25 protein-coding genes and 1 tRNA gene are annotated in these 24,335 nt (G+C 69.4%); 9 read left to right on the forward strand and 17 right to left on the reverse strand.

Features of this window, described 5'->3' with window-relative positions:
- Window positions 1-406 precede the first annotated feature (406 nt).
- The 5 genes from C4U03_RS36490 to C4U03_RS42295 all read right to left on the reverse strand — a co-directional run bounded on the left by C4U03_RS36490 (window position 407) and on the right by C4U03_RS42295 (window position 5,708).
- Window positions 407-748 carry an FmdB family zinc ribbon protein gene (locus C4U03_RS36490; RefSeq protein ID WP_103944368.1) on the reverse strand — a complete coding sequence of 114 codons (342 nt, stop codon included), beginning with the start codon at window positions 746-748 and terminating at the stop codon, window positions 407-409.
- Between the two features lie 207 nt (window positions 749-955).
- The gene (locus tag C4U03_RS36495) at window positions 956-2,440 is read right to left on the reverse strand and encodes a potassium/proton antiporter (protein WP_103944369.1); all 1,485 of its coding nucleotides are present in this window, start codon (window positions 2,438-2,440) and stop codon (window positions 956-958) included.
- 91 nt (window positions 2,441-2,531) lie between these two features.
- Window positions 2,532-3,527: an NAD(P)-dependent oxidoreductase gene (locus C4U03_RS36500; protein ID WP_235018352.1), complete on the reverse strand. Its 996-nt coding sequence runs from the start codon at window positions 3,525-3,527 to the stop codon at window positions 2,532-2,534.
- Between the two features lie 128 nt (window positions 3,528-3,655).
- Entirely contained in the window at window positions 3,656-4,678 is a 1,023-nt protein-coding gene (locus C4U03_RS36505; protein ID WP_103944370.1) for a hypothetical protein, read from the reverse strand.
- 250 nt (window positions 4,679-4,928) lie between these two features.
- Complete coding sequence (locus C4U03_RS42295; protein ID WP_235018353.1) at window positions 4,929-5,708, reverse strand: 5-formyltetrahydrofolate cyclo-ligase; 780 nt, start codon at window positions 5,706-5,708, stop codon at window positions 4,929-4,931.
- A gap of 34 nt (window positions 5,709-5,742) precedes the next feature.
- Between C4U03_RS42295 and galU the strand changes: the two genes are divergently transcribed.
- The 7 genes from galU to C4U03_RS36545 all read left to right on the forward strand — a co-directional run bounded on the left by galU (window position 5,743) and on the right by C4U03_RS36545 (window position 10,526).
- Window positions 5,743-6,648, forward strand: a complete 906-nt coding sequence (gene galU / locus C4U03_RS36515; protein WP_103944371.1) for a UTP--glucose-1-phosphate uridylyltransferase GalU — start codon at window positions 5,743-5,745, stop codon at window positions 6,646-6,648.
- A gap of 53 nt (window positions 6,649-6,701) precedes the next feature.
- A complete protein-coding gene (gene glp / locus C4U03_RS36520) occupies window positions 6,702-7,907 on the forward strand; it encodes a molybdotransferase-like divisome protein Glp (RefSeq protein WP_103944393.1) in 1,206 nt (401 codons plus the stop codon).
- A gap of 67 nt (window positions 7,908-7,974) precedes the next feature.
- The gene (moaC, locus tag C4U03_RS36525) at window positions 7,975-8,457 is read left to right on the forward strand and encodes a cyclic pyranopterin monophosphate synthase MoaC (RefSeq protein ID WP_103944372.1); all 483 of its coding nucleotides are present in this window, start codon (window positions 7,975-7,977) and stop codon (window positions 8,455-8,457) included.
- Window positions 8,458-8,465: 8 nt separating this feature from the next.
- Window positions 8,466-8,942 (forward strand): MogA/MoaB family molybdenum cofactor biosynthesis protein, encoded by a 477-nt coding sequence (locus tag C4U03_RS36530; protein ID WP_103944394.1) that lies wholly within the window; start codon window positions 8,466-8,468, stop codon window positions 8,940-8,942.
- 36 nt (window positions 8,943-8,978) lie between these two features.
- Complete coding sequence (locus C4U03_RS36535; protein WP_103944373.1) at window positions 8,979-9,611, forward strand: GNAT family N-acetyltransferase; 633 nt, start codon at window positions 8,979-8,981, stop codon at window positions 9,609-9,611.
- A 179-nt stretch (window positions 9,612-9,790) separates the two neighbouring features.
- The gene (sepX, locus tag C4U03_RS36540) at window positions 9,791-10,363 is read left to right on the forward strand and encodes a divisome protein SepX/GlpR (RefSeq protein ID WP_103944374.1); all 573 of its coding nucleotides are present in this window, start codon (window positions 9,791-9,793) and stop codon (window positions 10,361-10,363) included.
- 89 nt (window positions 10,364-10,452) lie between these two features.
- A tRNA-Ala gene (locus C4U03_RS36545) sits at window positions 10,453-10,526 on the forward strand.
- A gap of 76 nt (window positions 10,527-10,602) precedes the next feature.
- Here the strand turns inward: C4U03_RS36545 and C4U03_RS36550 are convergent.
- The 3 genes from C4U03_RS36550 to C4U03_RS36560 are packed head-to-tail and all read right to left on the reverse strand — an operon-like array spanning window position 10,603 to window position 13,585.
- Window positions 10,603-11,859, reverse strand: coding sequence for a site-specific integrase (locus C4U03_RS36550; protein ID WP_103944375.1), 1,257 nt, complete (start codon window positions 11,857-11,859; stop codon window positions 10,603-10,605).
- Entirely contained in the window at window positions 11,856-12,044 is a 189-nt protein-coding gene (locus C4U03_RS36555) for a helix-turn-helix domain-containing protein (RefSeq protein WP_103944376.1), read from the reverse strand. Before C4U03_RS36555 ends, C4U03_RS36550 begins: the two co-directional genes overlap by 4 nt.
- Window positions 12,041-13,585, reverse strand: coding sequence for a replication initiator (locus C4U03_RS36560; protein WP_200827715.1), 1,545 nt, complete (start codon window positions 13,583-13,585; stop codon window positions 12,041-12,043). Before C4U03_RS36560 ends, C4U03_RS36555 begins: the two co-directional genes overlap by 4 nt.
- Window positions 13,586-13,709: 124 nt before the next feature.
- Here C4U03_RS36560 and C4U03_RS36565 point away from each other — a divergent pair, with 124 nt between their 5' ends.
- The gene (locus C4U03_RS36565) at window positions 13,710-14,531 is read left to right on the forward strand and encodes a GntR family transcriptional regulator (RefSeq protein WP_103944377.1); all 822 of its coding nucleotides are present in this window, start codon (window positions 13,710-13,712) and stop codon (window positions 14,529-14,531) included.
- Between the two features lie 324 nt (window positions 14,532-14,855).
- On the opposite strand, the gene C4U03_RS36570 is transcribed toward C4U03_RS36565, so the two are convergent.
- From C4U03_RS36570 to C4U03_RS36590, 5 genes are all read right to left on the reverse strand, one after another.
- Entirely contained in the window at window positions 14,856-16,559 is a 1,704-nt protein-coding gene (locus tag C4U03_RS36570; protein WP_103944378.1) for a Shedu anti-phage system protein SduA domain-containing protein, read from the reverse strand.
- A gap of 651 nt (window positions 16,560-17,210) precedes the next feature.
- Window positions 17,211-17,465 (reverse strand): hypothetical protein, encoded by a 255-nt coding sequence (locus tag C4U03_RS36575; protein WP_103944379.1) that lies wholly within the window; start codon window positions 17,463-17,465, stop codon window positions 17,211-17,213.
- A gap of 102 nt (window positions 17,466-17,567) precedes the next feature.
- A complete protein-coding gene (locus C4U03_RS36580; RefSeq protein ID WP_103944380.1) occupies window positions 17,568-17,879 on the reverse strand; it encodes a hypothetical protein in 312 nt (103 codons plus the stop codon).
- Window positions 17,876-18,181, reverse strand: coding sequence for a hypothetical protein (locus C4U03_RS36585; RefSeq protein WP_103944381.1), 306 nt, complete (start codon window positions 18,179-18,181; stop codon window positions 17,876-17,878). The genes C4U03_RS36580 and C4U03_RS36585 overlap by 4 nt, the downstream gene beginning before the upstream one ends.
- A gap of 6 nt (window positions 18,182-18,187) precedes the next feature.
- Window positions 18,188-18,511: a hypothetical protein gene (locus C4U03_RS36590; protein WP_103944382.1), complete on the reverse strand. Its 324-nt coding sequence runs from the start codon at window positions 18,509-18,511 to the stop codon at window positions 18,188-18,190.
- Window positions 18,512-18,643: 132 nt separating this feature from the next.
- Between C4U03_RS36590 and C4U03_RS36595 the strand changes: the two genes are divergently transcribed.
- On the forward strand, window positions 18,644-19,882 hold the full coding sequence (locus tag C4U03_RS36595; RefSeq protein ID WP_235018354.1) for a helix-turn-helix domain-containing protein: 1,239 nt from the start codon (window positions 18,644-18,646) through the stop codon (window positions 19,880-19,882).
- Between the two features lie 256 nt (window positions 19,883-20,138).
- On the opposite strand, the gene C4U03_RS36600 is transcribed toward C4U03_RS36595, so the two are convergent.
- From C4U03_RS36600 to C4U03_RS36615, 4 genes are all read right to left on the reverse strand, one after another.
- Window positions 20,139-21,644 (reverse strand): tyrosine-type recombinase/integrase, encoded by a 1,506-nt coding sequence (locus C4U03_RS36600; RefSeq protein ID WP_146087659.1) that lies wholly within the window; start codon window positions 21,642-21,644, stop codon window positions 20,139-20,141.
- A gap of 182 nt (window positions 21,645-21,826) precedes the next feature.
- Window positions 21,827-22,018, reverse strand: coding sequence for a hypothetical protein (locus C4U03_RS41515; protein ID WP_200827716.1), 192 nt, complete (start codon window positions 22,016-22,018; stop codon window positions 21,827-21,829).
- 514 nt (window positions 22,019-22,532) lie between these two features.
- A complete protein-coding gene (locus tag C4U03_RS36610; protein WP_103944385.1) occupies window positions 22,533-22,979 on the reverse strand; it encodes a helix-turn-helix domain-containing protein in 447 nt (148 codons plus the stop codon).
- A 519-nt stretch (window positions 22,980-23,498) separates the two neighbouring features.
- A partial coding sequence (locus C4U03_RS36615; RefSeq protein ID WP_160147222.1) for an IS3 family transposase occupies window positions 23,499-24,335 on the reverse strand: 837 nt, incomplete at its 5' end.

Here is a 24,335-nt window from a genome sequence, read left to right on the forward strand (position 1 = left end):
ACCTTGGAGGAAGCCTCCGCTCAGGCGGTAAGACCGAGCACCGCGGACGGGCATGACAAAGCCCCGGTGACCCGTGCAGGGTCACCGGGGCTGAAGCAGAACCAGACCGAACGACCGCAGCGGATCGCCCGGCACTTTGAGGTCCGCTCCCCGAAGGAACAGGCTCAGGCGGCCTCGGCGAAGTGCGGATCGTGCCCACCCCGGCCCGCCGCGGGTCGTCCCAGAGGAACGGGTCGATGCTCGGGGCACTAGAGCTCGACGACGTGATCGGCCGGAGCCTCGCGATGGCTGCCGTGCGGGTTGGCCACCCTGGAGCGGGAGCCGGCCGGGCTTTCGGCGCGGCCACCGTACGAACCAGGCGGCCCAGGCGGCCGGTCCCGGGTCTCGGCGGTGGCCGCCGTACCGGTCAGGCGACCTTGGAATCCGAGCCCGAACCCGAGCTGGAGGAGGCCGCCGCGGTGGAGCCGCCGGACGAGGAGTCGGACTTGGTCGCCGACTCGGACTTGGTGTCGGCGGACTTGTCGGAGGAGCCGTTGCTCGACGTGGTCGAGCCGACCGAGGACTTGCCGCCGCCCCGGCTGTCGGTGCGGTAGAAACCCGAGCCCTTGAAGATGATCCCGGCCGCGGAGAAGACCTTGCGCAGCCGGCCGCTGCACGCCGGGCACTCGGTCAGCGCGTCGTCGCTGAACTTCTGCACGACCTCGAGGGGCTCGCCGCATTCGGTGCAAACGTACTGATACGTCGGCACGGTCTCCTCCTTGCCGCCACAGTCTCGCGGAAGTCCCGCAGACTGGCACTCTCATGACACGACTGCTAATAGTACTGCTCGCGTGGTACCGCTCACCCCACCGGACCGTCCGCCTACCGCCCGGTCCGGGGTCCCCCTTGCGGCGCCTTCCCCACAACACCGCCATGACCTGCCCAATTCCGCCAAGAGCGGGTCGAACGGGACAGCTCACTCGCCCCGTTCGCCGAACCAGCCGGCCAGCCTGCCGCGCCGGCTGACGGCGCGCAGCCGGCGCTCGGTCGCCTCGCGGACGTCGGCGGTGGTGACGACCAGCAGGATGTCGCCGCCGCGCAGCGCGGTCGTCGGCTCGGGGACGAAGCTGCGGCCCTCTCGCACGATCAGGGTGATGGACGCCCCGGCGGGCAGCCGCAGCTCGAAGATCTCCACTCCGCCGAGCGCCGAGTCCGCCGGGATGCGGACTTCCAGCAGGTCCGCCTTCAGCTCCTCCAGCGGGGCCGCCTCCACGTCGAGGTCCTTGGCCTCGCCCTCGACCGGCAGCCGCAGCACCCCGGCCACCGGCGGCAGGGTGGGGCCCTGCAGCAGCGTGAACACCACGACGATCACGAAGACCAGGGAGAACAGCCGGTCGGAGCCGGGCACGTCCGCCGACATCGGCACGGTGGCGAACACCACCGGGACGGCTCCGCGCAGCCCCGCCCAGGACAGGAAGACCTTCTCCCGCAGGCCCAGCCCGAAGCCCAGCGTGGAGGCCCACACCGACAGCGGACGGGCGACGAGCACCAGTATCGAGCCCGCGACCAGCGCCGGGATCACCTGGGCGGGCAGCTCGGACGGGGAGGCCAGCATCCCCAGCATCACGAACAGCCCGATCTGCGCCAGCCACGCCAGGCCCTCGGCGAACCCCCGGGTGGCCGGCCGGTGCGGCAGGCGGGCGTTGCCCAGCAGCAGCGCGCACAGGTAGCACGCCATGAAGCCGCTGGCGTGGACCAGTGTGGCCACGCCGTACGAGCCGACCGCCAGCGACAGCACCGCGATGGGGTACAGGCCCGAGGCGGGCAGCGCCGCCCGGCGCAGCGCGAAGATCCCCAGCCAGGCCAGCAGCAGCCCCAGCGCCGCCCCGGCCGCCAGCTCGTAGACCACCAGCGGGACCAGCAGCCACGGCCCGGGCCCGTGCGCCTCCACCGAGCTCAACAGCACGACGATGATCACGACCGGGGCGTCGTTGAAGCCGGATTCGGCCTCCAGGATCCCGGCCAGCCGGCGCGGGATCGGCAGCCGCCGCAGCACCGAGAACACCGCCGCCGCGTCGGTGGGGGCCAGCACCGCGCCCAGCAGGAACGCCAGCCGCCAGTTCAGCGCCAGCAGCCAGTGCGCGGCCACGGCCACCACCACGATGCTGACCGCGATCCCCAGGGTGGCCAGCGCCAGCGCGACCGGTACGGCGGATCTGACGTTGCGCCAGTTGGTGGTCAGGCCGCCCTCGACCAGGATCACGACGAGCGCGGCCCAGCCCAGCGTCTGCGCGAGTTCGGCGTTGTCGAAGTTGATCCCGAACCCCGACTCGCCGATGAGCAGCCCCAGGCCCAGATAGGCCAGCAGGCTCGGCAGCCCGAGCCGGTGGGACAGCCGTACGGCGAGGATCGCCGAGAGCACTAGTGCGGCTCCGGCCAGTAGCCATATGTCGAGCCGCACATCCCCACCCTTCGGGCTGATCGTTCAATTGATGTAGAGATCCTACAGAGATGCGTCCGTTACCGCGCACATGTGGTTAATCCATCCCTGTTCACCGGCGTCTGACCAGCGGCTCCACTCCGTTCACCACGTTGCGCACCGGACGTCCCGCGACGGCGGCGGCGACGTTGTCGCGCACCAGCGACACGATGTTGAGCTGCGCCTCCAGCGTCGCGCCCGCCACATGCGGCGACAGCAGGACGTTCTCGTGCCGCCGGAGCGGATGGTCGACGCCGAGGGGCTCGTCCTCGAACACGTCCAGGGCCGCCCCGCCCAGCCGCCCGGAGTCCAGCGCCGCCAGCACCGCCTCGTCCGGGACGATCCCGCCGCGTGCCACATTGATCAGCAGGGCGCCCGGCGGCAGCGTCGCCAGCCGTTCCGGGCCGATCAGCCCGGCCGTCTCGGGGGTGAGCGGAAGCGCCAGCACCAGGATGTCCGAGGTGGCCAGCAGATCGTCCAGCTCCCGGTACGTGGCGGACGCGTCGGGGCGGCGGCTCCTGCTCCAGTACGACACCGCGCAGCCCAGCGCGGCGAACAGCCCGGCCGCCTCGGCGCCGATCGCCCCGTGGCCCAGCACTCCGACCCGCCGGGAGTGGATCTCCCGGGTGCCTCGGCCGAGCAGCGCCGACTGCGACCACTCGCCGGCCCGCATCCGCCGGTCGCCCCACGCCAGCTGCCGGCACAGCGCGAACGCCGCGCCCACCGCCCACTCGGCCACCGAACGCGCGTTGGCGCCCGCGGTGTTGGCGACGGGCACGCCCGCCCCGGTCAGCGCGTCCAGGTCGCAGCTGTCCACGCCGACCTGCGGCATCTGGACGAACGCCAGCCGAGGCGCGGCCCGCACCGCCGCCCCGTCCAGGGCCAGCGCCCCGGTGAAGTCGCCCACCACCAGTTCGGCGTCGGCCAGCGCCGCGTGCAGCCCCGGTACGTCGCGGGTGGCGGGGACGGACACCTCGACCGCCTCGCTCAGCGGCGCGAACATCCCCCGGATGATGTTCTCACCCAGCGGGGGCAACGCCAGGACCCGCCATGGCCGCCTGTCGTCCACCAAAACCTCCCCTGTCGGTTTTTTCGGGGGAGGTTAACCCGATCCTCGCATTCCGCCCGTCCGGGTCGACCCGCGACCGGCCGGAAACGCCGGTTCGGAACCGACGTTCCCGGCGGTCCTGCCGCAGGTCAGCCGCGCCAGCGCGGGAGGTCGTTGACGATCAGGGCCCGGATCAGGAGACCGGGACCCGCCGAGGCCGCGGGGGTGGCGGTCAGCCGGATCATCCCGTCGCCGGCTTGTTCCACGGTCGCCTCGGGCAGCAGCCGCTGCCACGCCGTGCCGGTCCGCGACGATCCCTCGCGGAGGGTCCGCTGCAGCGTCCGGACGGCCGCGGCGGCATCCCCGTCGACCTGGACGCACATGATCTGGCGCAGGTCACCGGCCGAGGCACCGGACGTGACGCCCACCCCGACCAGGTTCGGCGGATGCGGCTGAGGCTCGTCCACCAGGAGTACGGCCGCGATCGCCGTGCCCAGGCAGCCGGCCACCGCCCGGTGCGCGGGCTCGTCCGCCAGCGAACCGCTCCCGCGCTCGGCGGGGATGCGGCGCAGCGCGTCCCTCTGCCGGGCGTAGGTGATGCCCTCGCCGGAGTCCACCCGGACCACGTTGAGGCCGTGAGAGGCCGTCACTCCCAGCTTGACCAGCGGGTCGTCGGCATCGAGGCCGTCTTCCGACGCCCCGGCCCACGCGTTCGGGACGCCCGGCACCGGCGTGTATCCGAGGCCGGTGAGCTTCGCGCCGATCGTCTTCGCGTCGAAGGGCCCGTTGATCCGGCCCGCGTCGCCGGACGTCGACCCGGTCACCAAGGCGTCGGTCGCCTGGGACAGGTCGATGCCGGTCGGCTGCGCGATGCGCTCGGCGAACCCGGCGAGCTCACCGGCGCCCACGGCCAGCAGGCCGAAACGGCGGTCGAAGGGCCTGCCGTTCGACACCCGGCGCAGCGCGGCCAGGTCGGTGAACTCCACATGCCGCTTGTTCTCCTCGGTGGCGGTCACCTGCGAGAGCGCGTACAGCAGCCGGGTCGTGGGAGGGCCCGGCACAGTGGGACGGCCGGACGCCTGCGGACCCGGCTCCTCGTTCGTGCAGGCGGCGGTGCTCAGCAACGCCACCGCGCCGAGCACGCTGACGAAACGCCGGACGGTCGATCTCATGGCAGCCTCCATCAGCCGGTGGCGGGGGGCGGACGCGGTAGCGGGGCACCCCATGGAGTGGATCCGCCGCCGGAGGGCTGCGGTGGGAGCACCATGATCTTCCCGCAGGTTGGACGCCCGGGGAAGAGGAGCGGTTCGGCCGGTGGGACGCCGGCGGTACTAGACGAGCCGGCTGTACTAGGCGAGCCGGCTGTACTAGGCGAGCCGGCGGTATTGGGCGAGCCGGCGGTATTGGGCGAGCTGGGCGGGACTAGGCGAAGCGCACCAGCCCCCGTGAGGGCGTGACGACGGCCCTCAGCCGCTGGTCGTGCGGCTCGGCCGGGACCGTGTCGACCAGTTCGTGGTCGTACACCAGCCCCACCGTGAGGATCCCCGAGCCGACCCGGGCCAGCGCTCGGTCATAGGAGCCGCCGCCCCGGCCCAGCCGCAGCCCGGTGCCGTCCACCGCCAGCGCCGGGACGAGCACCACGTCGGCCGCCCTGATCGCGTCGGGTCCCCGGGGCGGCTCCGTCGGCTCCAGCATCCCGATCGCCCCGGACCCTCCCGGCGGCCTCGCCTCGGACGCCTCCTGCGGCGTCGGCTGGAGCCCTGGACCGGGTGTGATGTGCGTCTCTGTGTCGGACGCTCCCGGGAATCCGGGCTCTGCCTGCGTCCCCGCTCCGGGCGATTCCGGCGTTCCGGCCCCGGGCGTCCGAAGCCCCGGCCCGGCCGGGCCGGAACCGAAGCGGGGCGCCGGGGCCAGCGAGTCCGGCCCCTCGTAGGACGCCCAGTCCAGGTCGCCGTCCGGCAACAGCCGCGGCAGCAACACGTAGGTCCCCCGCTTCCACAGCGCAAAGAGCAGGCTGCGGGTCTCCGGCTCGGCGCCGAACGAGACATAGGCGGCCACCGAGGCGGCCATCTCCAGTTCGGGCAGCCCGAGCAACGTGTCGCGCAGCGCCCGTCCGGCGGCGGCCCGCTCCCGCGCGTCCATCGAGGCACGGGCGCTCAGCAGCCGTCGGCGGAGGTCGGACTTGGAGTCGGCAACTTGCACGCTTGGGTCCTCGCAGAGTGGTTAGGGTCTGGTCATGACTGACGCGAAACCTGTGACGAAGGCGGTCGTCCCCGCGGCCGGCCTTGGTACTCGATTCTTGCCCGCCACCAAGGCCACCCCCAAGGAGATGCTGCCGATCGTCGACAAACCGGCGATCCAGTACGTGGTGGAGGAGGCGGTCTCCGCCGGGCTCACCGACGTGTTGATGATCACAGGTCGCAGCAAGCGGTCCATCGAGGACCACTTCGACCGCGCCTACGAGCTGGAGGAGGCGCTGCGGGCCAAGGGCGACGACGAGCGGCTGGCCGCCGTCCGCGAGTCCAGCGAGCTGGCCACCATGCACTACGTGCGGCAGGGGGACCCCAAGGGCCTGGGTCACGCGGTGTCCTGCGCCCGCCGGCACGTGGGCGACGAGCCGTTCGCGGTGCTGCTCGGCGACGACATGATCGACGAGCGGGACGCGCTGCTGACCCGCATGATCGAGACCCGGCAGCGGTTCGGCGGCAGCGTGGTGGCGCTGATGGAGGTCGAGCCCGACCAGGTCTCCGCCTACGGGTGCGCGGCCATCGAGCCGACCGACACCGACGACATCGTGCGGATCACCGACCTGGTCGAGAAGCCGCCGCCCGAGGAGGCCCCCAGCCGGTGGATCATCATCGGCCGGTACATCTGCGACCCGGCCGTGTTCGGCGTGCTGGAGCGGACCCCGCCGGGCCGCGGCGGCGAGATCCAGTTGACCGACGCGCTGCGCACCCTGGCCGGGACGCCGGCGGAGCAGGGCGGCGGAGTGTACGGGGTGCTGTTCCGCGGCCGGCGCTACGACACCGGCAACAAGCTGGAGTACTTGCGCACCCTCGTGCAGTTCGCCTCCGAGCGCCCGGACCTGGCGCCGGAGTTCATGCCCTGGCTGCGCGAGTTCGTCGACAAGCACGCCTCATGAGCGGACCCCACCCTGGCGCGGGCGGCACCGGCGCCCCGCCCGCCGCCGACCGGTTGCGGACGGTGGACGAGCACCTGGCCGAGATCCTCGGCGCGGTGCCGCTGCTCGCGCCGATCGACCTGGCGCTGCTGGAGGCGGAGGGCGCGCTGCTGGCCGAGCCGGTGTCCGCGCCGATCCCGCTGCCGCCGTTCGACAACTCCGCCATGGACGGCTACGCGGTGGTCTCGACGGACGTGGCGAGCGCCTCCGAGGACAGCCCGGTCACGCTGCCGGTGGTCGGGGACGTGGCCGCCGGGGACACCGGCGTCTCGGCGATCCGCCCCGGCCTGTGCCTGCGCATCATGACCGGCGCCCCCATGCCCGCCGGCGCGGACGCCGTCATCCCGGTGGAGTGGACCGACGGCGGCACCGTCTCGGTCCGGATCACCCGCCCCGCCCCACCGGGCCACTACATCCGGCGGGCCGGGGAGGACGTGCAGGCCGGCCAGGTGGTGCTGGAGCCGGGCGTACGGCTGCGCGCGCCACAGCTGGGCATGCTCGCCGCGGTCGGCCGCGCCCGGGTCAGCGTGCGTCCCAGGCCGCGGGTCGTGGTGCTGTCCACCGGCGACGAACTGCGCGAGCCCGGCAGCGAGCCGGCCTTCGGCCAGATCTGGGACTCCAACAGCTTCATGCTGACCGGCGCCGTGAACGAATCCGAGGGGGTCGGGATCCGGGCGGGCGCCCTGACGGACGCGCCCGAGAAGGTGCGGGAGGCGCTGGAGGACCAGCTGATCCGCGCCGACGCGATCATCACCACCGGCGGGGTCTCGATGGGCGCCCGGGACGCGGTCAAGGAAGCCCTGACCGGCACCCTGACGTTCACCAAGGTGGCGATGCGGCCCGGCAAGCCGCAGGGCTTCGGGCTACTGCACGGCATCCCGATCTTCACGCTGCCCGGCAACCCGGTCAGCGCCTACGTCTCGTTCCAGGTGTTCGTGCGTCCCGCCCTGCTGGCCATGCAGGGCCTGCCGCCGGAGCCGCCGGGGGCCGGCACCGCCGTCCTCACCGAGGAGGTCAGGTCACCGGCCGGGCTGCGCCACTACCTGCGCGGCCGGCTGTCGTCCGGCGAGGACGGCGACCTCGCGGTCACCCCGGCCGGCGCGCAGGGATCGCACCAGATGGGCGCGCTGGCCGCCGCCGACGCGCTGATCGTGGTGCCCGAGGAACGCGACATCGTGCCGGCCGGTGAACGGGTCGAGATTTGGCGCCTGCCACGATGACACTCCAGCAGAACCCGCCGCCCGCAGCCGTGGCGGCGGGACCGTCCCCGGAAGGTGGCTGCCCCTGATGGCCGGGTCTCCGCAGTTCTCGCATCTGGACGAGTCGGGCCGGGCACGGATGGTCGACGTGTCGGCCAAGGACGTGTCGGTGCGCACCGCGACGGCGACCGGGTTCGTCCGGCTGTCGACCGAGTGCGTGGGGGCCCTGCGCGCCGGAGACGTCCCCAAGGGGGACGCGCTCGCGGTGGCCCGCATCGCCGGGATCCAGGCCGCCAAGCGCACCCCCGACCTGGTGCCGCTGTGCCACCCCATCGCGATCCACGCCGTCCAGGTCGACCTGGACGTCCGGGACGAGGGCGTGGCGATCGAGGCGCGGGTCCGTACCGCAGACCGGACCGGTGTGGAGATGGAGGCGCTCACCTCGGTCGCCGTGGCCGGGCTGACGCTGATCGACATGGTCAAGGCCCTGGACCCGGCCGCGGTGATCACCGACGTCCGGGTCGAGGAGAAACTCGGCGGCAAGAGCGGACCGTGGCGGAGGCCGGCGTGATCCGGGCGATGGCGGTGACGGTCTCCAACCGGGCCGCGGCCGGGATCTACCCCGACCGGTCCGGGCCCGTCCTGGCCGGCCTGCTCGCCGATCTCGGCTGCCGGGTCGACGGCCCCGTGGTGGTGCCGGACGGCGAGCCGGTCGCCGCGGCCCTCGCCGAGGCGGTGGCCGCCGGGTACGACGTCGTCGTCACCACCGGCGGCACCGGGCTGACCCCCACCGACCAGACCCCCGAGATGACCCGCCGGGTGATCGAACGGGAGGTGCCCGGCATCGCCGAGGCCATCCGGTCGCAGGGCCGCGACAAGGTCCCCACCGCGATCCTGTCGCGCGGGCTGGCCGGGATCGCCGGACGCACCCTGATCGTCAACCTGCCGGGCTCCACCGGCGGGGTCCGGGACGGGATGGCCGTGCTCGGAACGGTGCTGGCGCACGCCGTCGACCAGATCGGCGGCGGAGATCATTCGCCTCCCGGCGGCAACTGATGGCGTCGAGACGCCCGTGCGGGGGATTATGAAGACGTGGAACGCTTGCGGGGTTGGCCGGTCACCCTGACCGACGGTCCGGTCGGACTGCGACCGTTGCGGATGCGTGACGCGGCGATATGGCGGGACACGCGGGTCAGAAATGCCGACTGGCTGCGTCCCTGGGAGCCGACCAATCCGGAGACCCCGCTGTTCCGCACCGGACTGGGGCCCTATCTGAGCATGGTGCACCTGATGCGCCGGGAGGCACGGCAGGGGCTCGCCCTGCCCTGGGTGGTCACCTACGAGGGCCGCTTCGCCGGCCAGCTCACCATCGGCGCCATCGTGTGGGGCTCGGCCAGGTCGGCGCAGATCGGCTACTGGGTGGACCGGCGGGTCGCCGGGCGCGGGGTGATCCCCACCGCGGTGGCCATGGCCGTCGACCACTGTTTCTTCACCGTGGGGCTGCACCGCATCGAGGCCAATATCCGTCCGGAGAACACCGCCAGCCGCCGGGTGGTGGAAAAGCTGGGCTTCCGCGAAGAGGGAATTCGCCGCCGCCAACTCCACATCGACGGGGCCTGGCGCGACCACATCTGTTACGCGCTGACCGTGGAAGACGTTCCCGGCGGCCTGCGTTCCCGCTGGCGGGCGGCGGCCGAGCGAACATTCCCCGGCCCGCCTTCCTGACCGTTGGATTCCTTCGAGCAAGAAAGCCCGGGTAAACAGCGGGTAACCGCGATCACGATCTCGCGACACACCGCCCCGTATGCTCGTCAACCGCTGACACCGGGTCCTACCGTGCGGGACGTGAACATGCGCGCGCCGACGGTCAGCCCACGTCCTTGGCGTGCCGCCGGGGAGGGCCCTTGAGCAGTACCCTCCTCTACCTCGCCATCGTCGCGGTCTGGGCCGTGGTCCTCGTCCCCATGTGGCTGCGCCGCGACAACGACGGCTTCTCCCGCCTGCTGTCCAAGCGCTCCGGCTCGCCCGAGGAGCTCGACCTGGAGGAGGACCCCGCTCTCGACGACCGGGAGCCCACAGCCTACGACGAGCCCGTCGAGGCCCCGCCCACACCCCCGCCCCCACCGCGCCGCCGCTCCAGCCGCGCCGCGGTGATCGCCCGGCGCCGCCGCCGCACGTTCGGCCTCACCCTCCTCCTGCTGGCCTCCGTGACCGTCGTGGCCACCGGCCTGGCCCCCTGGTGGGCCGCCCTGCCCTCCGTCCTCCTCCTCGCCGGCCACCTGTCCCTCCTGCGGGTCGCCGCCGCCATGGACACCGCCCGCCGCCAGGCCGAGGCCCAGGCCCGCGCCGCCGCCCGCCGCGCCGCCCGCGAGGCCGAACGGCCCGAACGGCCCGCCAAGGCCGAGATCATCGAACTCGTCCTCCCCGACGAGGTCTTCGACCAGTACGCCGACGACCGCCGCGCCGTCGGCGACTGACCCACCTCTCCCCGGACCGCTCGCCACCCCACCCCACCGCTCCCGATGCGCGAACCACCCCCGAAGTTTGCTAACCTTGCGGAGTCCTCGGGGCTGTAGCGCAGTCCGGTAGCGCACCTCGTTCGCATCGAGGGGGTCAGGGGTTCAAATCCCCTCAGCTCCACCCAGGTCAAAGGCCGGTTCCGATCTTGGAACCGGCCCTTTTGATCTTTGTACAGCAGCGATGTACAGCTACGCCGTCAGGCGAGCTGCTTGCCGAGCTTGCGCAGCGCCTTGCGGGTGGCCGCTGTGCTGACCTCGCTGTAGATGTCCATGGTCACGGCGATCTGGCTGTGTCTGAGGATCTGCATCACCACGCGGGGATGGATGTCGAGCGCCACCAGGAGCGAGGCACAGGTCTTGCGCGTCACGTGAACGGGCACCCGCCGCACGCCCGCCCGATCGCAGGCGGTGGCGAAGCTGCGGTTGAAGTTGCGCGGCTCCACCGGTTGGCCGGTACGGGTGGTGAAGACGAAGCCCGTGTCCGTCCACTCTGCGGCAGCCTCACGGGCCGTGTCCTGCTCCTTCTGTCGCTCCCGTAGCGCGGTGGTGCAGATGCCGACGAGGGGGAGCGCCGCGTCGGAGGCTTCGGTCTTGGTCTCGCGGTGCAGGAGCCTGCCCTTGACCCGCTGGAGCTGCCAGCCGACCCGGACCTCTTCCGCGTCCAGGTCCACATCCGCCCACCGCAGGCCCAGCACCTCACCGCGCCGCAGGCCCAGAGCGAGGATGAGCACGTACGCGGCGTACATCGGGTCACGCCGCTTGCGGGCCGACTCCAGGAACTTCCGAGCCTCGTCCACCGTCCAGGGCTTCACGCGCCGCTTGCGCGGCTTGGAGACCCGCAGCAGCGCAGCCGCGTTGCGGGGAAGGATCTCCTCCCGGACGGCGTTGCCCAGCGCCGCCCGGAGCGTGGTCCACGCGTCCCGGCAGGTGCGCTCGGAGGCGAGCTGCTTGCAGCACTTGCCGACCGCGCAGCACCGGCGCGCCTTCTCCTCCCGCCGGGCGTCCTTGCCCTGGGCGCAGCACTGGCAGGTCTCGCGCAGCTTGTTCAACCAGGTCCGCACGTCCGCCACGGTGAGCTTGTCGAGCCGCTTACGGCCGAGCGTGGGGACGATGTAGAGCCGGACGAACATCTCGTAGTTGGCCGCCGTCGCGGGGGCAAGCTCAGGCTGAACGACGTCGGCCAGCCAGCGCTGTAGGTACGCCTCCAAGGTGGGGGACTTGGTGGCCACCGGTCCCTTGCGCGCGGCGTCGTGGAGCTTGAGCCATTTGTCGTGGGTCTCCTCACGCGTCTTGCCGTAGGCCCACTTCCGCGTGCGCTTGCCGTCTGGGGTGGTGACCCAGACGTAGGCGGCGTAGCCGTTGCGGTAGGGGAAGACGGAGCCTTCCCCGTTGGCGCGGCCACGGCCGCGGGTCTTGCGGGTGGTCTTGGTGTCGGTGGGGGGCGTGGCCGTCATGCTGCTTCTCCCATGAGCCGGTTGACCAGGTCATCGATGGCGGTGCGGGGGATGAGGCGGCGCCGGCCGAGGTGGAAGGAGGCCAGTTCGCCGTTGCGGAGCAGGTCATACAGCTTCCAGCGGCTGATCTTGAGCAGTGCTGCCGTCTCGTCGACGGTCAGGAAGTCGCCGGGAGCATCGGTCACGCGCAGCCCTCCTCACCACGCTCGGCCTGTTCGGCGCGTTCGGCCGCGATGCGCCGGGCGGTGCGGGCACGCGCGCCGATGGCATCGGCGAGGATCTGTTCCTTGTCGGTATAGCCCTGTCCGGCGAATCGCCAGTGCGCCAGCACGAGCGTGCTGCCGGGATCGGGCAGGCCGTTGCGTTGGCGGGATTCGGCCGTGCGGTGGTCGGCGCGGTCCTGGCGCAGGGTGCCGAGGTTGACCGAGTAGCGGCGGGACTTGGTGGCGAAGTGCCCCCGGAACCCCAGCATGTGAGCCCAGGGACGTAGCCGCAGGTCGGCCAGTTCCGGCAGCGCGCCCAGGTCCCAGCAGGTGCGGATCATGCGCCGGGCGTGCGGGGTGACGGGAAGGCTGTCCGGGGCCAGGCCGCCGTTGGTGCCCAGCCCGCCGCACCGCTTGCACACCGCCGTTCCGGCCCGCCCGGTGGTCCGGCCGAGGCCCGCGCAGGGGCGGCAGGCCAGCCGCCGGTCCACGGTGCCAGAGGTCTCGGCGCCCTTGGTGGCGTACTTGGCGATGTAGCCCGCCACCGCCTGATCACTGAGCCCGTCCCCGTCCGAGCGGACCAGGATCGGCCGGACGTCGATCTGGTCACCCCACTCGAACACCCGCTCACCACCGCCCGGAGCAGGGGAGGCGACCGCCACCCGCCGGGCCGCTTCAGGGATCGCGGCGGCCAGCAGGTCAGCGGTGGCCCAGCCGGGCGGAGCGTCGTCGGGGCCGCCCGCGCCGTCGAGGCGGATCACGGCGTGAAAGTGGACCAGGCCGCGTTGTTGGTACTCGGCGACCTTGGCGAACGCGGGCCGCACCAGCGCCGCGAACCGACGCCGGGACAGGCCCGCCTGCCGGGCCAGTTCCCGCCGCAACTCCAGGGTGAACCGGTGCCACAGCCGACCCGCGTGCGCCTGCCACAGCACCGCCCCGACGTAGTCGTAGCAGTCCGGGCAGATCGGCTGACCGGCCAGCACATCCCCCACCTCATGCCGCAGCCCGCAATGCTCCGCCGCCCCGTGGACACACACCGGCCGATCCCGCCGGGGACGACAGGCCACGGTCTTGCCGTCGCGTTCCCGCCGGACATGCACCGGCCCGAACGAGGGGGCCGTCAGGGTGGCGAACACTCGCGGATGCTCGCTGACCGCCTCGCCGATGCCCTTGCCGCCGGACAGGCCCGCCCGGATGAGCTGGAACACGTCCCGCCGGTAGACCTCCGAGCACGCCGGGCACACCGACGCCCGCCGGTTCCCGCACGCCACCAGCAGCCGCCCCGTCGGCTCATCGGCCGTTCGGTAGACGTGCAGCACCTCACCGGTCGCCGGATCGATGATCTGCGACTCACCCACCAGATGCACCGGCGCCGAACACCCACCCGTCGAGGCCACCTGCCGGGTCCACCGCTCGAAACCGGGCGCCGAAGCCACCTCGACCACCGCCCGCGCCCATGGCGGCAACACCACCCCCGCACCTGCCGTGTCGTCGTTCCTGCCGTCGTCGCTGGTCGCCGTCACACGCACCACCTCCACAGCTAGGCCAAGACGTAGCCTCACACGTGCTACATCTCATCCCACGGCGGACACGTTACCATCACACGTGCTACGTCTTGTCAGATCGAGAACGGCCCGGAGGCCCTAGATGAGCGACAGCCCCAGCCGCGCACGCTGGCGCGAGCTGACCGACTTCATGCGCACCGACATCCTCGACGGCCACTACCAGCCCGGACAGGCGTTGCCCGGAGAGGCGCACCTGGCCGACACCTACGCCACCTCACGCCCCACCGTCCGCAAGGCCATCGCCCAACTGGCCGCCGAAGGACTGCTGACCGTCTCCCACGGACGCGGCACCTTCGTCCGCCCCCGCCCCGACCGCCGCCTCATCGTCATCGGCCAAGGCCCCCACCTGGACCTACTGGCCCCCAACTCCGACCTGGCCGCCCAGGGCTGGGAACCGGTCACCGTCCCTAGCGACGCCGAGCGCCAAGACCCTGAGTTCGCCCACGGCCAGCCCATCCCCAACCCCTGCGGCCTGGAGGAGGCCGAGGCCCTGGGCATCCGCACCGGCACCAAGGTCATCCACCGCTACGCCTTCTGGCAGCACACCAAGACCCGCACCCGCATCTACCTCGACAGCAACATCCCCCGCGACCTACTCACCACGGACGACCAAGACGCCGAGATCCAGCCGCAGGACTACTACGCTCACTTGGCCGACCGGTACGGCCCCGTCCGCTGGACCACCACCGTTCACGCCACCATGCCCACCGGCCACATGACCGAAGACCTCAACATGGAGGCCACCGGCACCCCCACCCTGGTCATCCGCCGCATCATGCTCAACACCCAAGGTCGGCCCCTGGAAGTCACCGAGATCCACGCCCCCGCCGACCGCTTCGAAGCCACCAGCGCCACCGACCACGACCCCACAGCACTGGCAGATATCACCGCCCTACACCTGTGACCAGCATAAATATTGAGGTGGGCTCAAACTTTCTTTACTGCGTCAAGGGCGCCCGCTACGCGGTCGCCGGAGCGGACACGCTCGGCTCTGCGCGCCGGGTATGCGGCCTCTTTGGTCTGCTCCCGCCGAGCAGCCCGCGCGCCCGCCCAGAGCCGCCCGCGATGAGCTGACCGACTCACAAGGAAACTTCCCCAGGCCCCCGACTATGTCAACGTTCCTGAACCCGGTGCAGAGGTCCGAGGAGCGAACTCACGGAAGTGGTCGGTGTTGAAGATCTTTTCTTCTAGGATCAGGTGCCCTGGTCCATCTGCGGCCGTGGGCCTCCTATTGCTGGACAGGCACCGAAACTGCTTTCAGCGTAGCCTCGGCCTTCGCCAACAGGTGGTCGTATGTAATAACCGACACGCCGTGGAGTCTAGAGTTCAACCCATGCAAGGCTCGCTGCTGCGCCGACTCCCATTCGTCCGAGCGGCCAATTACCACGGTTGCCCTTGGGTGGTATGCCGCCAAATCGGGAAAGTCTTGCACAAGAAGACCTGCCTGCTCATGCAGCTTGTCCAAGTACCTGTGGCATTGGCCAATGGCTTGGCTAACCTCCTGGGACCAGTACCAACTCTTGTGCGCTCTATCGAAACGAAGGACCTTCTTGTCGGGTCTTTTGAGCTCAATGATATCTCGCAGTCGATTTAGTGTTGAAGCCATCATTATGTCGACAGTGTCTCCGACAGATATATGGCGAAGCTCATCTCTGGAAATGTAGGAATTGCCAAAAGCCCAGGAGTGTTGTTCGCACCATTCTTGATACTTGGCCTCTTCGTTGACTCCGGAATGGAGATAGCTCTTGAGTTCTGCAACTGCCTTTCTTAGCTCCTGAACCCGCAGGGCGGCGAAAAAAGTGCTCCTCACGTCGCTAGCGATATCAATCAATGAAAACTGTTGAATTATTTCCGGCTGAGTCAAAGCCGCAGCGATCTGATGAGCAACATCTGAGCTGTCGCGCCCTCTGTCTGTCGTGCTTATCGAGTCAACTCGAAGATCCATTGTACGGTCACTATCGAACAAGGCAGTGCGATTTTGCTGGAAGCTCAAGCCGCTGATTTGGCGAAGTCGCAGCAGGGGTATCTTTACTTCCTGCTTCTCTCTACGCCCAAACAATCCAGTCTTTGCTCGGATGTCGCTAAACCACTCCTCAACAGGCTTGTTGTCGTCGATTACAAATTCTCCAATGTAGACACACTTCTGCGCTTGAGTCTCGAATACTCGAACAGGATATCCCCGCCAGTGATGACTTAGAACGCTCAAGTTTTCCGATGTTACTTGATCCCAAGGTTCAGGGTGGCCAGGACATATAAGAAGATCGTCTTTCCATAGGTACCCTTTCCTTTGGTCTTTGGGTGGCATGGAAATGAAAACAAATACATTTGGTGTTCTCGCGCTCGCCCCCACCCTGTTGCTCGTGCTTCCACCATAGATGGAAGTAAGCTTACTTCTGTCCACGAGCCCCCCTTCTGGGATAACCCAGGCGGCTGGCCATTCAGGAGAAATCTCCTTCTCATTGGCAGCTGCAATCAAATTGCTCCATTGCCGCTCCGAAATTTCAACCTCAATTGCCTTAAATGTTGATGTGGAGCCAGGGCTTTTGTGGGCCACTGCCGCCAACTCACTGCATCCCATTTCTGTGAGTCGCTGGGGCGTGATCGGCCTGCTGAAGCAGTAGTGGTCGAGCGACACGTGGGCACTCTTGGCGACCTTAGGTGTTTGCATAACATGACGCGGTCCACTTGGAGAGTTCAAGTGCCTGATAGACCTTAGTGAACGCTCTTCTTTTTCGACAAGCTTACTCACTTTACCTATCGCTACGATGCCACTTGCTCTGCCGCGTCGCCACAAAATAACTTGATCGCCAACCTTAACTGACTTAGGCGACAGGAGAATCCGACTATCCCAACGTTCGATTCGAGCTTCCGCATAGCTCGTCCTGTCGAGCTTCGAAGGTGTATCTGGCGCGACGATCAGCCATCGCTTCATGAGCGTCTCCGGGGGTGAGTCAATGGATGTCTACCGAGCACACATCATGCAAGATGCGTACGACATCTGGAGGGTGATTCGGTTCATCACAGGTCATGGAGCCCTGAGATTGCGATCGAGCATCCTGTGGGATGGGCCAGCAGCGGTGCAGGTTCAGTCGCACTCCGTGCCGGAGGCGCTACCACAAACACGCTACTGTCTTTAGCCTCGCTTCTAGAAGCGATGGCGAGCAGGGCCCCTGGGCAGGTCATGGGACGGATCTGGACCGGTGTGGATCTTTTGACCGGGCTACGGATCAGATGGTGGATGCGTGTGGGGTTGTGGCTGGTCCCGCCCACCGGGGGCTGTGGACGGCCGCCGCGCTTTGCGCGTGCGGCCTGGGGGCCGTTCGCAGCGCGGCCCCGCCCACAACCCCCCGTGGACGGTGCGCCCACCAGCCGCACACCCCAAACGGGCACGCCCACACGCAAGACCCACCCCGCCAGGGTGCCGGGCAGCGGCTTGCAGGCCCGGCGGTCAGCCCGCGTGGAAGGTGCCACCGGCGCCGGCTGACTCCCTCCGGCCGCCCCTTGCGGGGTGCCCTTCGGGCATCCGCCGGCCCCGACCCTGCCAGCACGGAGCCCAAGTCGCGGCCCTGGGTCCGGCGGCAGATCAGCCGTGGTGGTGGTGTTGGTGGATCAGGCCCGCCGCCACCAGGACCCCAAGAAGTTGCTCGGTGCCGCCAGGTCCCAGGTTCTTGACGAATCGAAGCCTGTCGTGCTCCCACAGCCGGACCACATCCCCCACGGTCGGCTCCCGGACGCCCTCACCGGCCAGGTAGTCCCGCAGGGGGTTGACGATGCGCGGGGACGGCGTGAGGCACGCCAGCGGGCAATCCCGCATCAGCGGCGGACTCTGCGACTGCATATCTGTAGACCTCCCGAAACGAAGAAGACGGGTCGATATCGTGCAGCGGCGTTCCCGACCGGGGCGGGAAGTGCTGCCGCCCCTGCTTCCGTTCCTCGCGGCCTAGCGGCCACTGCGGTACGGGTCAGGGTTGCCCCCGAACCGGCGGTGGTGCGGTGTGGCGGACACCGGCCAAAACCCCAGCGCTCCGCGGATCTGCGTGCGCAGGTCATCGGGCTGGGCCGATTCCAGCAGCCGCCAGCCACCGGCCGCCGGGACCATCGCCCGCCACCGGCCGGAGGTCAGCCCGAACCACACCATCACGCCGGGGAACTCCTGCCCGAACTCGCGACGGGCCAGCAGCCACGCCAGCCGCAGATCCTCACTGCGCGGGACCGCCCAGCGGCCCAGCCGATCCGTGGCGGGGGCCGTCATCGGGCCGCCCGCCGTTGCCGGGCCGCCATCACCCACGGCCCCAGCAGCCAGGCGATCTGGCCGACCGCGCCCGCCACGTCCGCGCACGGGGTCAGGCGGACGTGCGGCAGCATCACGTACCACCACACGGCCGCCTGGCGGGTGCCCGCCGGGCCGGGTCGGACGCCGACTGACAGACCGAGGACCTCCAGGTCCGGATGCCACACCCGCAGGAACGGCGGATCGTGGTCATAACGCGGCAGGACCTGCCAGCCGTCATCGAGCAACGCCGCCGCCAGCCGGTCCAGGTGGCCGATCACCATGAGGAGTCAGCCCCGCCGGGCCAGCGCGCCCTTGACCGCCACCACCGCGTCCTGCAGATGGTCACCGTCGGCCGCCGCCAGCGGCCCGCCACCGGTCAGGAAGAACCACGGCTCACCGCCGCAGTCCTGCCGGTAGTCACACCGCACCTGGACCGGGGAGCCGGAGGAGACCGCCACCACCAGCAACGGCTCGGACTCGGCCACCTCCACCCCGTACCCGTGCGCCTTGAGCACCTGGGCCAGCGCCCAGACCTGGGCGCGCCGGGTGTCCGTCTCACGGGGAGCGTCCCAAGCGCGTCCCGTATGTCTTCCGCTGCGACGATCAGGCATGTTTTCCACCGCCTATCGAATGCCGTTGACTGTTGCCTTCGCTTCGGCGAGCCTCCCTTTTCGGGGCATCTCTCAGAGGTGCCGGCCAGGGGGCCGGGGAGGGGCCAGACTGGACCCAAGGGAGGGGCCAGCGTGAGCGACGACAGGCGTAAGCGGTTCGGCGCATACCTGGCGCGTATGCGCCGGAAGGCGAACAAGAGTCAGCGGCAACTGGCCGAGATGTTGTGCCGCATCTCCGGAACGGCATCCGTGACGCGCAACGAGGTCAGCCGGTGGGAGCGCGGGGAACGTGTCCCCACGGTGTGGCTTCCGGCGCTTGCGACGGCGCTGGGCATCCACCTGGACGAGCTTGAACGTGCGGCAGAGCACGCCCGAGGAGACGACATACAGAACGGAACACCGAGCCCTGCGGAAACCCTGGCGATCCTGCTTCCCGACCATGGGGAACACCTCGGCCCGCTCGCCAGCCACGTGGGCCGCCGCATAGGCATGTCCACGGCGGATGGTCTGGCCGCCCGTGCGCACGGGCTACGGCTGGCCGACGACGTGATAGCGGGCGGGGACCTGATAGCCCCGGCATTCCGCGAACTGAACGCGGCCATCAGGCTCTACCGCGAGACGACGCACACTGAGGAAGTCGGCCGCGCCCTCCTTGCGAGCATCGCCGAAATGGCCCAGATCGCCGGATGGATCGCCAGCGACGCTGGCCAGCACGACCAGGCCGAGCGCGCATACCGGCTGGGCGTCTCAGCGGCACGCGAAGCCCAGGACTCCACCCTTGCCGGAAACCTCGCGGGCAGCCTCGCCTACCAGCTCTCCAACACCGGCCAGGAGGACACCGGCCTCAGCCTCGCCCAGGCCGCACTAGAGGAGGCAGGCCCCGACGCGCCGGGGAAGACCAGAGCCCTCTACCTGGACCGCGTGGCATGGGCTCACACCAAGAAGGGCCAGAACCAGCAGGCCATGCGCGCCTTGGGCGAGGCACACGAGGCCCTGACCGAGGACGGTGCAGACGAGGCCCCCACCTGGGCTTACTGGGTCTCCGCCGAAGAACTCGACGTCATGGACGCGCGGGTCTACACCGAACTGCACAAGCCGCTGAGAGCCGTTCCGCTCCTGCAAGAAGTGCTGAGCCGGTACGACGCAACACACGCCCGCGAACTGGCCCTCTACCTGTCATGGCTCGCCGTCGCCCTGGCCGACGCCAACGAGCCCGAAGAAGCCGCCAACACCACCCGCCGCATACTCGACCTGACCAGCGACCTCACCAGCGACCGCACCAACCAACGAACCCGCGTCGTCCTGGCCAAGCTGGAACCGTTCCGGCACGTACCGGAAGTACGCGAGATCCTGGACGAACACGCCGCCTGACGGACACCACCTCAGCCGACGAGCGGCCTCCACGGCTCATGGCCTACAGCACCACCGACGCTCCGGAGAGGCCGTGACCAGCCGCGTCGCGGGTGCTGCTGTACAGCACGGAAGTACAGCAACGTACCCACACGGCAGTACCCGCGCCCACCCCTCACCACACGGTTGACCAGGGCGAAGCCCAAACGACCATGGCCGGGCAGGTAGTTCGCATCGAGGGGGTCAGGGGTTCAAATCCCCTCAGCTCCACCGCAGGTCAGGCCCGCTTTCTGGGCCTCGGCCGAAGTCCCACGACCCGGGGGTTGTGGGAATCCTGTGGGACGATCTTGCGATCGTCCCCTTCTTTTTTGGCCGCGCGGGCGGTCAGCAACTCCTCCAGCACCGCCACCGGCGAGTGCGGGTGCATCCGGAGCCGGGCGTCCAGCGCGGAGTTCCACCGCTGGGTGAGCGCCTCGATCAGTTCGGCCCGCATGGCGTCGGTCACATGGGTGTAGCGGGCCGCGATCCCGCCCATCTCGTGGCCGAGGCGCTCATGGGCCAGGATCTCGGGGATGCGGTCCTCGGTCATCCAGGTGCGGTGCGTGTGCCGTAGCAGGTGGGGGGTCAGGCCGTCGCGGATCGCCGTCCAGCACCAGTCGGAGCGTTCCACGTAGTTGCGGCCCCGGACCGGCGTTCCGGGGAACGGGTCGGCCAGCAGCGGTACGGGCCGGCGGGGGAGCGGCGCCTTCTTGGGGTACCAGCCCTCGGCGGCGGGCTTGAAGATCATGCTTTCGAACCCCGAACGCCGCCAGTGAGCGGCGGTGACCGGCGTCAGCCTCTTGTCCACGCGCCGCCGGGTGGTGCGGCCGGTGAAGATGTACCCGCCGCCCGCGTGCGGCGCTGTGGGACGCTGTGGGCGGTAGCAGGGGCACACCTGCGCGCGCTCGGCCTGGGTCGCCTTGATCTGGCGGCTGAGCAGCCCGGACAGGAACGGCGGCAGGTCGATCGTGCGGCGGCTGTCCTCCTTCGGCGGGCACTTGAGCCAGGTGCTGTCGTCGAGTTCCTCGAGCTGGTGCTCGATCCTCAGCTTCGACATCCGGAAGTACGGACGCTCCAGGCCGACCAGTTCACCCCAGCGGGCGCCTGTCCACGCCTTCGTCACGACCAGGATGAACTCGTCGTCGCGTCCGCTGAGAATCGCGCAGCGCTCGGCCAGCAGCAGCGCGCCGAGCGGGTCGACGACGGGCTTTTCCGGTCTGCGGTGTTTGGCCTTTCCCGCCCGCCGGCCCCGTCCGCGTGGCCGGGTCACCGGGTTGACGTCGATCTTTCCCTCGGTGGCCGCGTCGCCCATGCTGACGTGCAGCACTCCCCGGTAGGTGCGGATGCTTTCCTCGGCGTACCCTGCGGTCCGCAGCCGACGTTCCCACTCGGTGACCCGGACGGTGGTGATGTTGCGGAGCGGGTCGGTCTCGAATTCGGGAAGCAGGATCGTCTCGATGGTCAGCCGGTAGTTCCCCATCGTCCGAGGACTGAGATCCTGGCGCGCGTACCAGCCGTTCACGTAGGCGGTGAACGTCTCCTGACCTGCGGCAGGATCACGCCAGGTCCTGCCGCGGACCTTGGCCTCCTCGTCGTTGGCGGCCTGCTCGGCCTCCCGCTTGGTGCGGTACCGGATCGCGGCTCCTCGCCCGTCCTTGACGGTGGGCCACTTGCCGTTCCCGTCGCTGAACCGCGCCAGGTAGTAGGCGTTGGAGCCTTTGCCGCGTTTTTCTGCATATGCCATCTCTTGCTCCGGTGGGGAGTGCTTTTGGGGGGTGTCTTCGCCTGAGTCCTGCTGATAGATGTGCAGCTGTTCACGATTGGGTGTGCTGGTTGTGGCCAAGCCCTTTGGGGGATGAATTGCCTGCGGTGGCTTCCGGGGGCGTCATTGCCATTATCGCGGGAATGGCGGGACTCTTTGAGAGGTCAGGTGGGCTGGCGGGACCGTCGAGGGCGCCGGGCGCGGAGGGCGGTCGCCGGCGGGTCGGCGGGGGGCGGTGCCGCGATTCTGCGGCGCGGTGCGGAGGAGTGCCGCACCCGTTCCTCCGGCCGCATCTCGAAGATCCGGACGATCTCGGTGAGGTGCGCGTCGGTGAACCTGTACTGCCCCGCGATCATGACGAAGGGGATCTCTCGTCGCCGGGCTCGCTCCTTGATCCACGACGGGGTGCACTGGAAAAGGTCTGCGACCTGCCCGGCGGTGAGGAGACGCCCGGGGGCTGAGGCGCTGCCGGGCGAGCGTGGCGTGTCAGCCGGCCGCATGCACACCCGCGGTGGCCGCGATCGTGGCTTGGGTCCGGCGGCTGCCTGCGTCACGGACGGGGATCACCGGCTCTTGCGTTTGGGTGAACAACGCCGCAGCGGGCCAACGGCATTGGCTCGTCAGGTACTTACCTCTCGGGAACGCCGGTATCCGGGGAAGATCAGCGTGACCAACTGATGTGTACGTGACCATGCTGTAAATATGCTCATGTAAAAATAGCTGGTCAATGCACGGGTGACGGTGAGCCGAGGTGAGCACGGCTGCCGCACGGTGGTCGACGACGGCGCCGAACGAGGCGGTTGGACTTTGGGCCACTACAGCCTCGACCGCTGCGGGCGGTCGGGATGACGCAGAACGAGGAGCGGGCGGTTACTGCGAGGTCGTGTCCTCGTCGAGCTCGGGGAGTCCTTCCAGGGTGCGGGCTCGGGTGATCATGTCCTGGATGGTCTTGAGGGTGGCGTCTGACAGGCCGGCGGCGCGCAGGGCGAGGTCGCGGACGGCGTCGTCTCGCAGGGCGAGCTTGACGTCGGCTTCCAGGGCGGTGTCGGTGGCCGGGTCGGTGTCGTCGAAGAAGTACAGGGGGGAGACGCCGAAGAAGTCGGCCAGGGCGGCGATGTGGCGGCGGGTGGGGTTGTCCTTGATGCCCTTGCGGAGCTGCCAGATGTAGGCCTGGGAGATCACTTGTTCGCCCGCCGCCTGGTTGATGGCGTCGGCCACCTCGACGTTGGTGTAGGGCTTGCGGCCCTTGGGGTGGGCGGTCTGGAACAGGTGCTCCAGGCGTCGGGCCAGCAGGCCCGGCTCGGCGTTCTGGCTCATCTGGCTGGTGGGTTCCCTCGACTGGGCGGAGCCGCCCTCGCGTGGACTCCGCTAGATCTGAGTTCTCAGATCGGACTGTCGTTTCACGCCAGTATAGCTCAGTGGGTCCTTTTCAGAACCAGTTTCGCCTGGTCGCAGACGTGCGGCCTTGTCCCTCCACGGTCGGGACGGGCCACGTGGCCTAGTAGGGCTCGGTGAGGTGGGGGAGTTCCTGCGTGTATGTTCCGATCTGCTGCTGGGGGTGAAGGGATGACACCGCAGGAGTTGGAGGGTGTGCGGGCGAGGTCGGAGGAGTTCGCCGACCAAGTGTTCGCTCCCTAATCAGATCGGGGAGTCGGCCATACGGCAGACTTCTGGTGATAGCCGCCGGCAGGTGAGCACTCTTTGCTCTTGGACTTCGAGTTCTGGCGAAAGACCGTGCCCCTGCCGGTCGGCCAGGAGAGTTGATCGCTGCTGGGATGCCGTGCCGGTCCAGCTCCGGATGAGCTTCCCCCCGTTGCACGGACACCAACGGTGAGGTCACTCGTGGGTATCTGAGGGCAGGTTGAGCCCTTCGAATGCGACGGGGCTGTGCATTCCGATGCTGGAATGACGCCTGTGAGAATTGTACCAGCATTCGATCCATTCGAAGACCGCGCCGGCCGGCTCTTCTCTGGCTTTCCACGTCCGGGTGTCGAGCAACTCCAGTTGCATCGTCCCCCAGAACGACTCCATCATGGAATTGTCGTAGCAGTCACCGACCGTGCCCATCGAGCCGAGCAGCCCGGCGTCCCGCAGACGTTTCCCGAACGCCCAGGACGTGTATTGCGTTCCGTGGTCGGAATGCAGAATTGTCGAGCGGGGTGGCGGGTTGCGTCGTGTGACGGCCATGGCGAGTGCGTTGATGACCAGGTCGGTGTCTTGGCGGGTGTCGATCGACCAGCCGATGATGCGCCCGCAAGAGGCGTCCAGCACGGCGGCGCAGTACAGTTTCCCTTCCGTCGTGGGGTGTTCGGTAATATCGGTGAGCCACAGCCGGTCGGGGCCGGCGACGTCGAAGTGGCGCTGCACCAGGTCCTCCTCCGTCGCGGCGTTCACCAGGTCGCGGCGCCCTCGCCGCCGGTAGACGCCCTGCAGCCCGGCCCGGCGCATCAGCCGCTCCACCCGCTTGCGGTTCACCTGCTCGCCCAGCCCGAGCGCCGGCTCGGCATGTACCCGTGGCGAGCCATGGCTGCCGCGCGATTCTGCATGGATTTCGCGGATCATCTTCGCCGGTTCCTTGTTGCGCAGAGCACGCGGTGATTCGGGCCGCCCGAGCCAGTCGTAGTATCCCGAGGTGGAGACGTTCAATACCCGGCAGGCCACCGCGACCGGGAT

This window comes from Thermomonospora echinospora (assembly GCF_900108175.1).
Classification (GTDB): Bacteria; Actinomycetota; Actinomycetes; order Streptosporangiales; family Streptosporangiaceae; genus Thermomonospora; species Thermomonospora echinospora.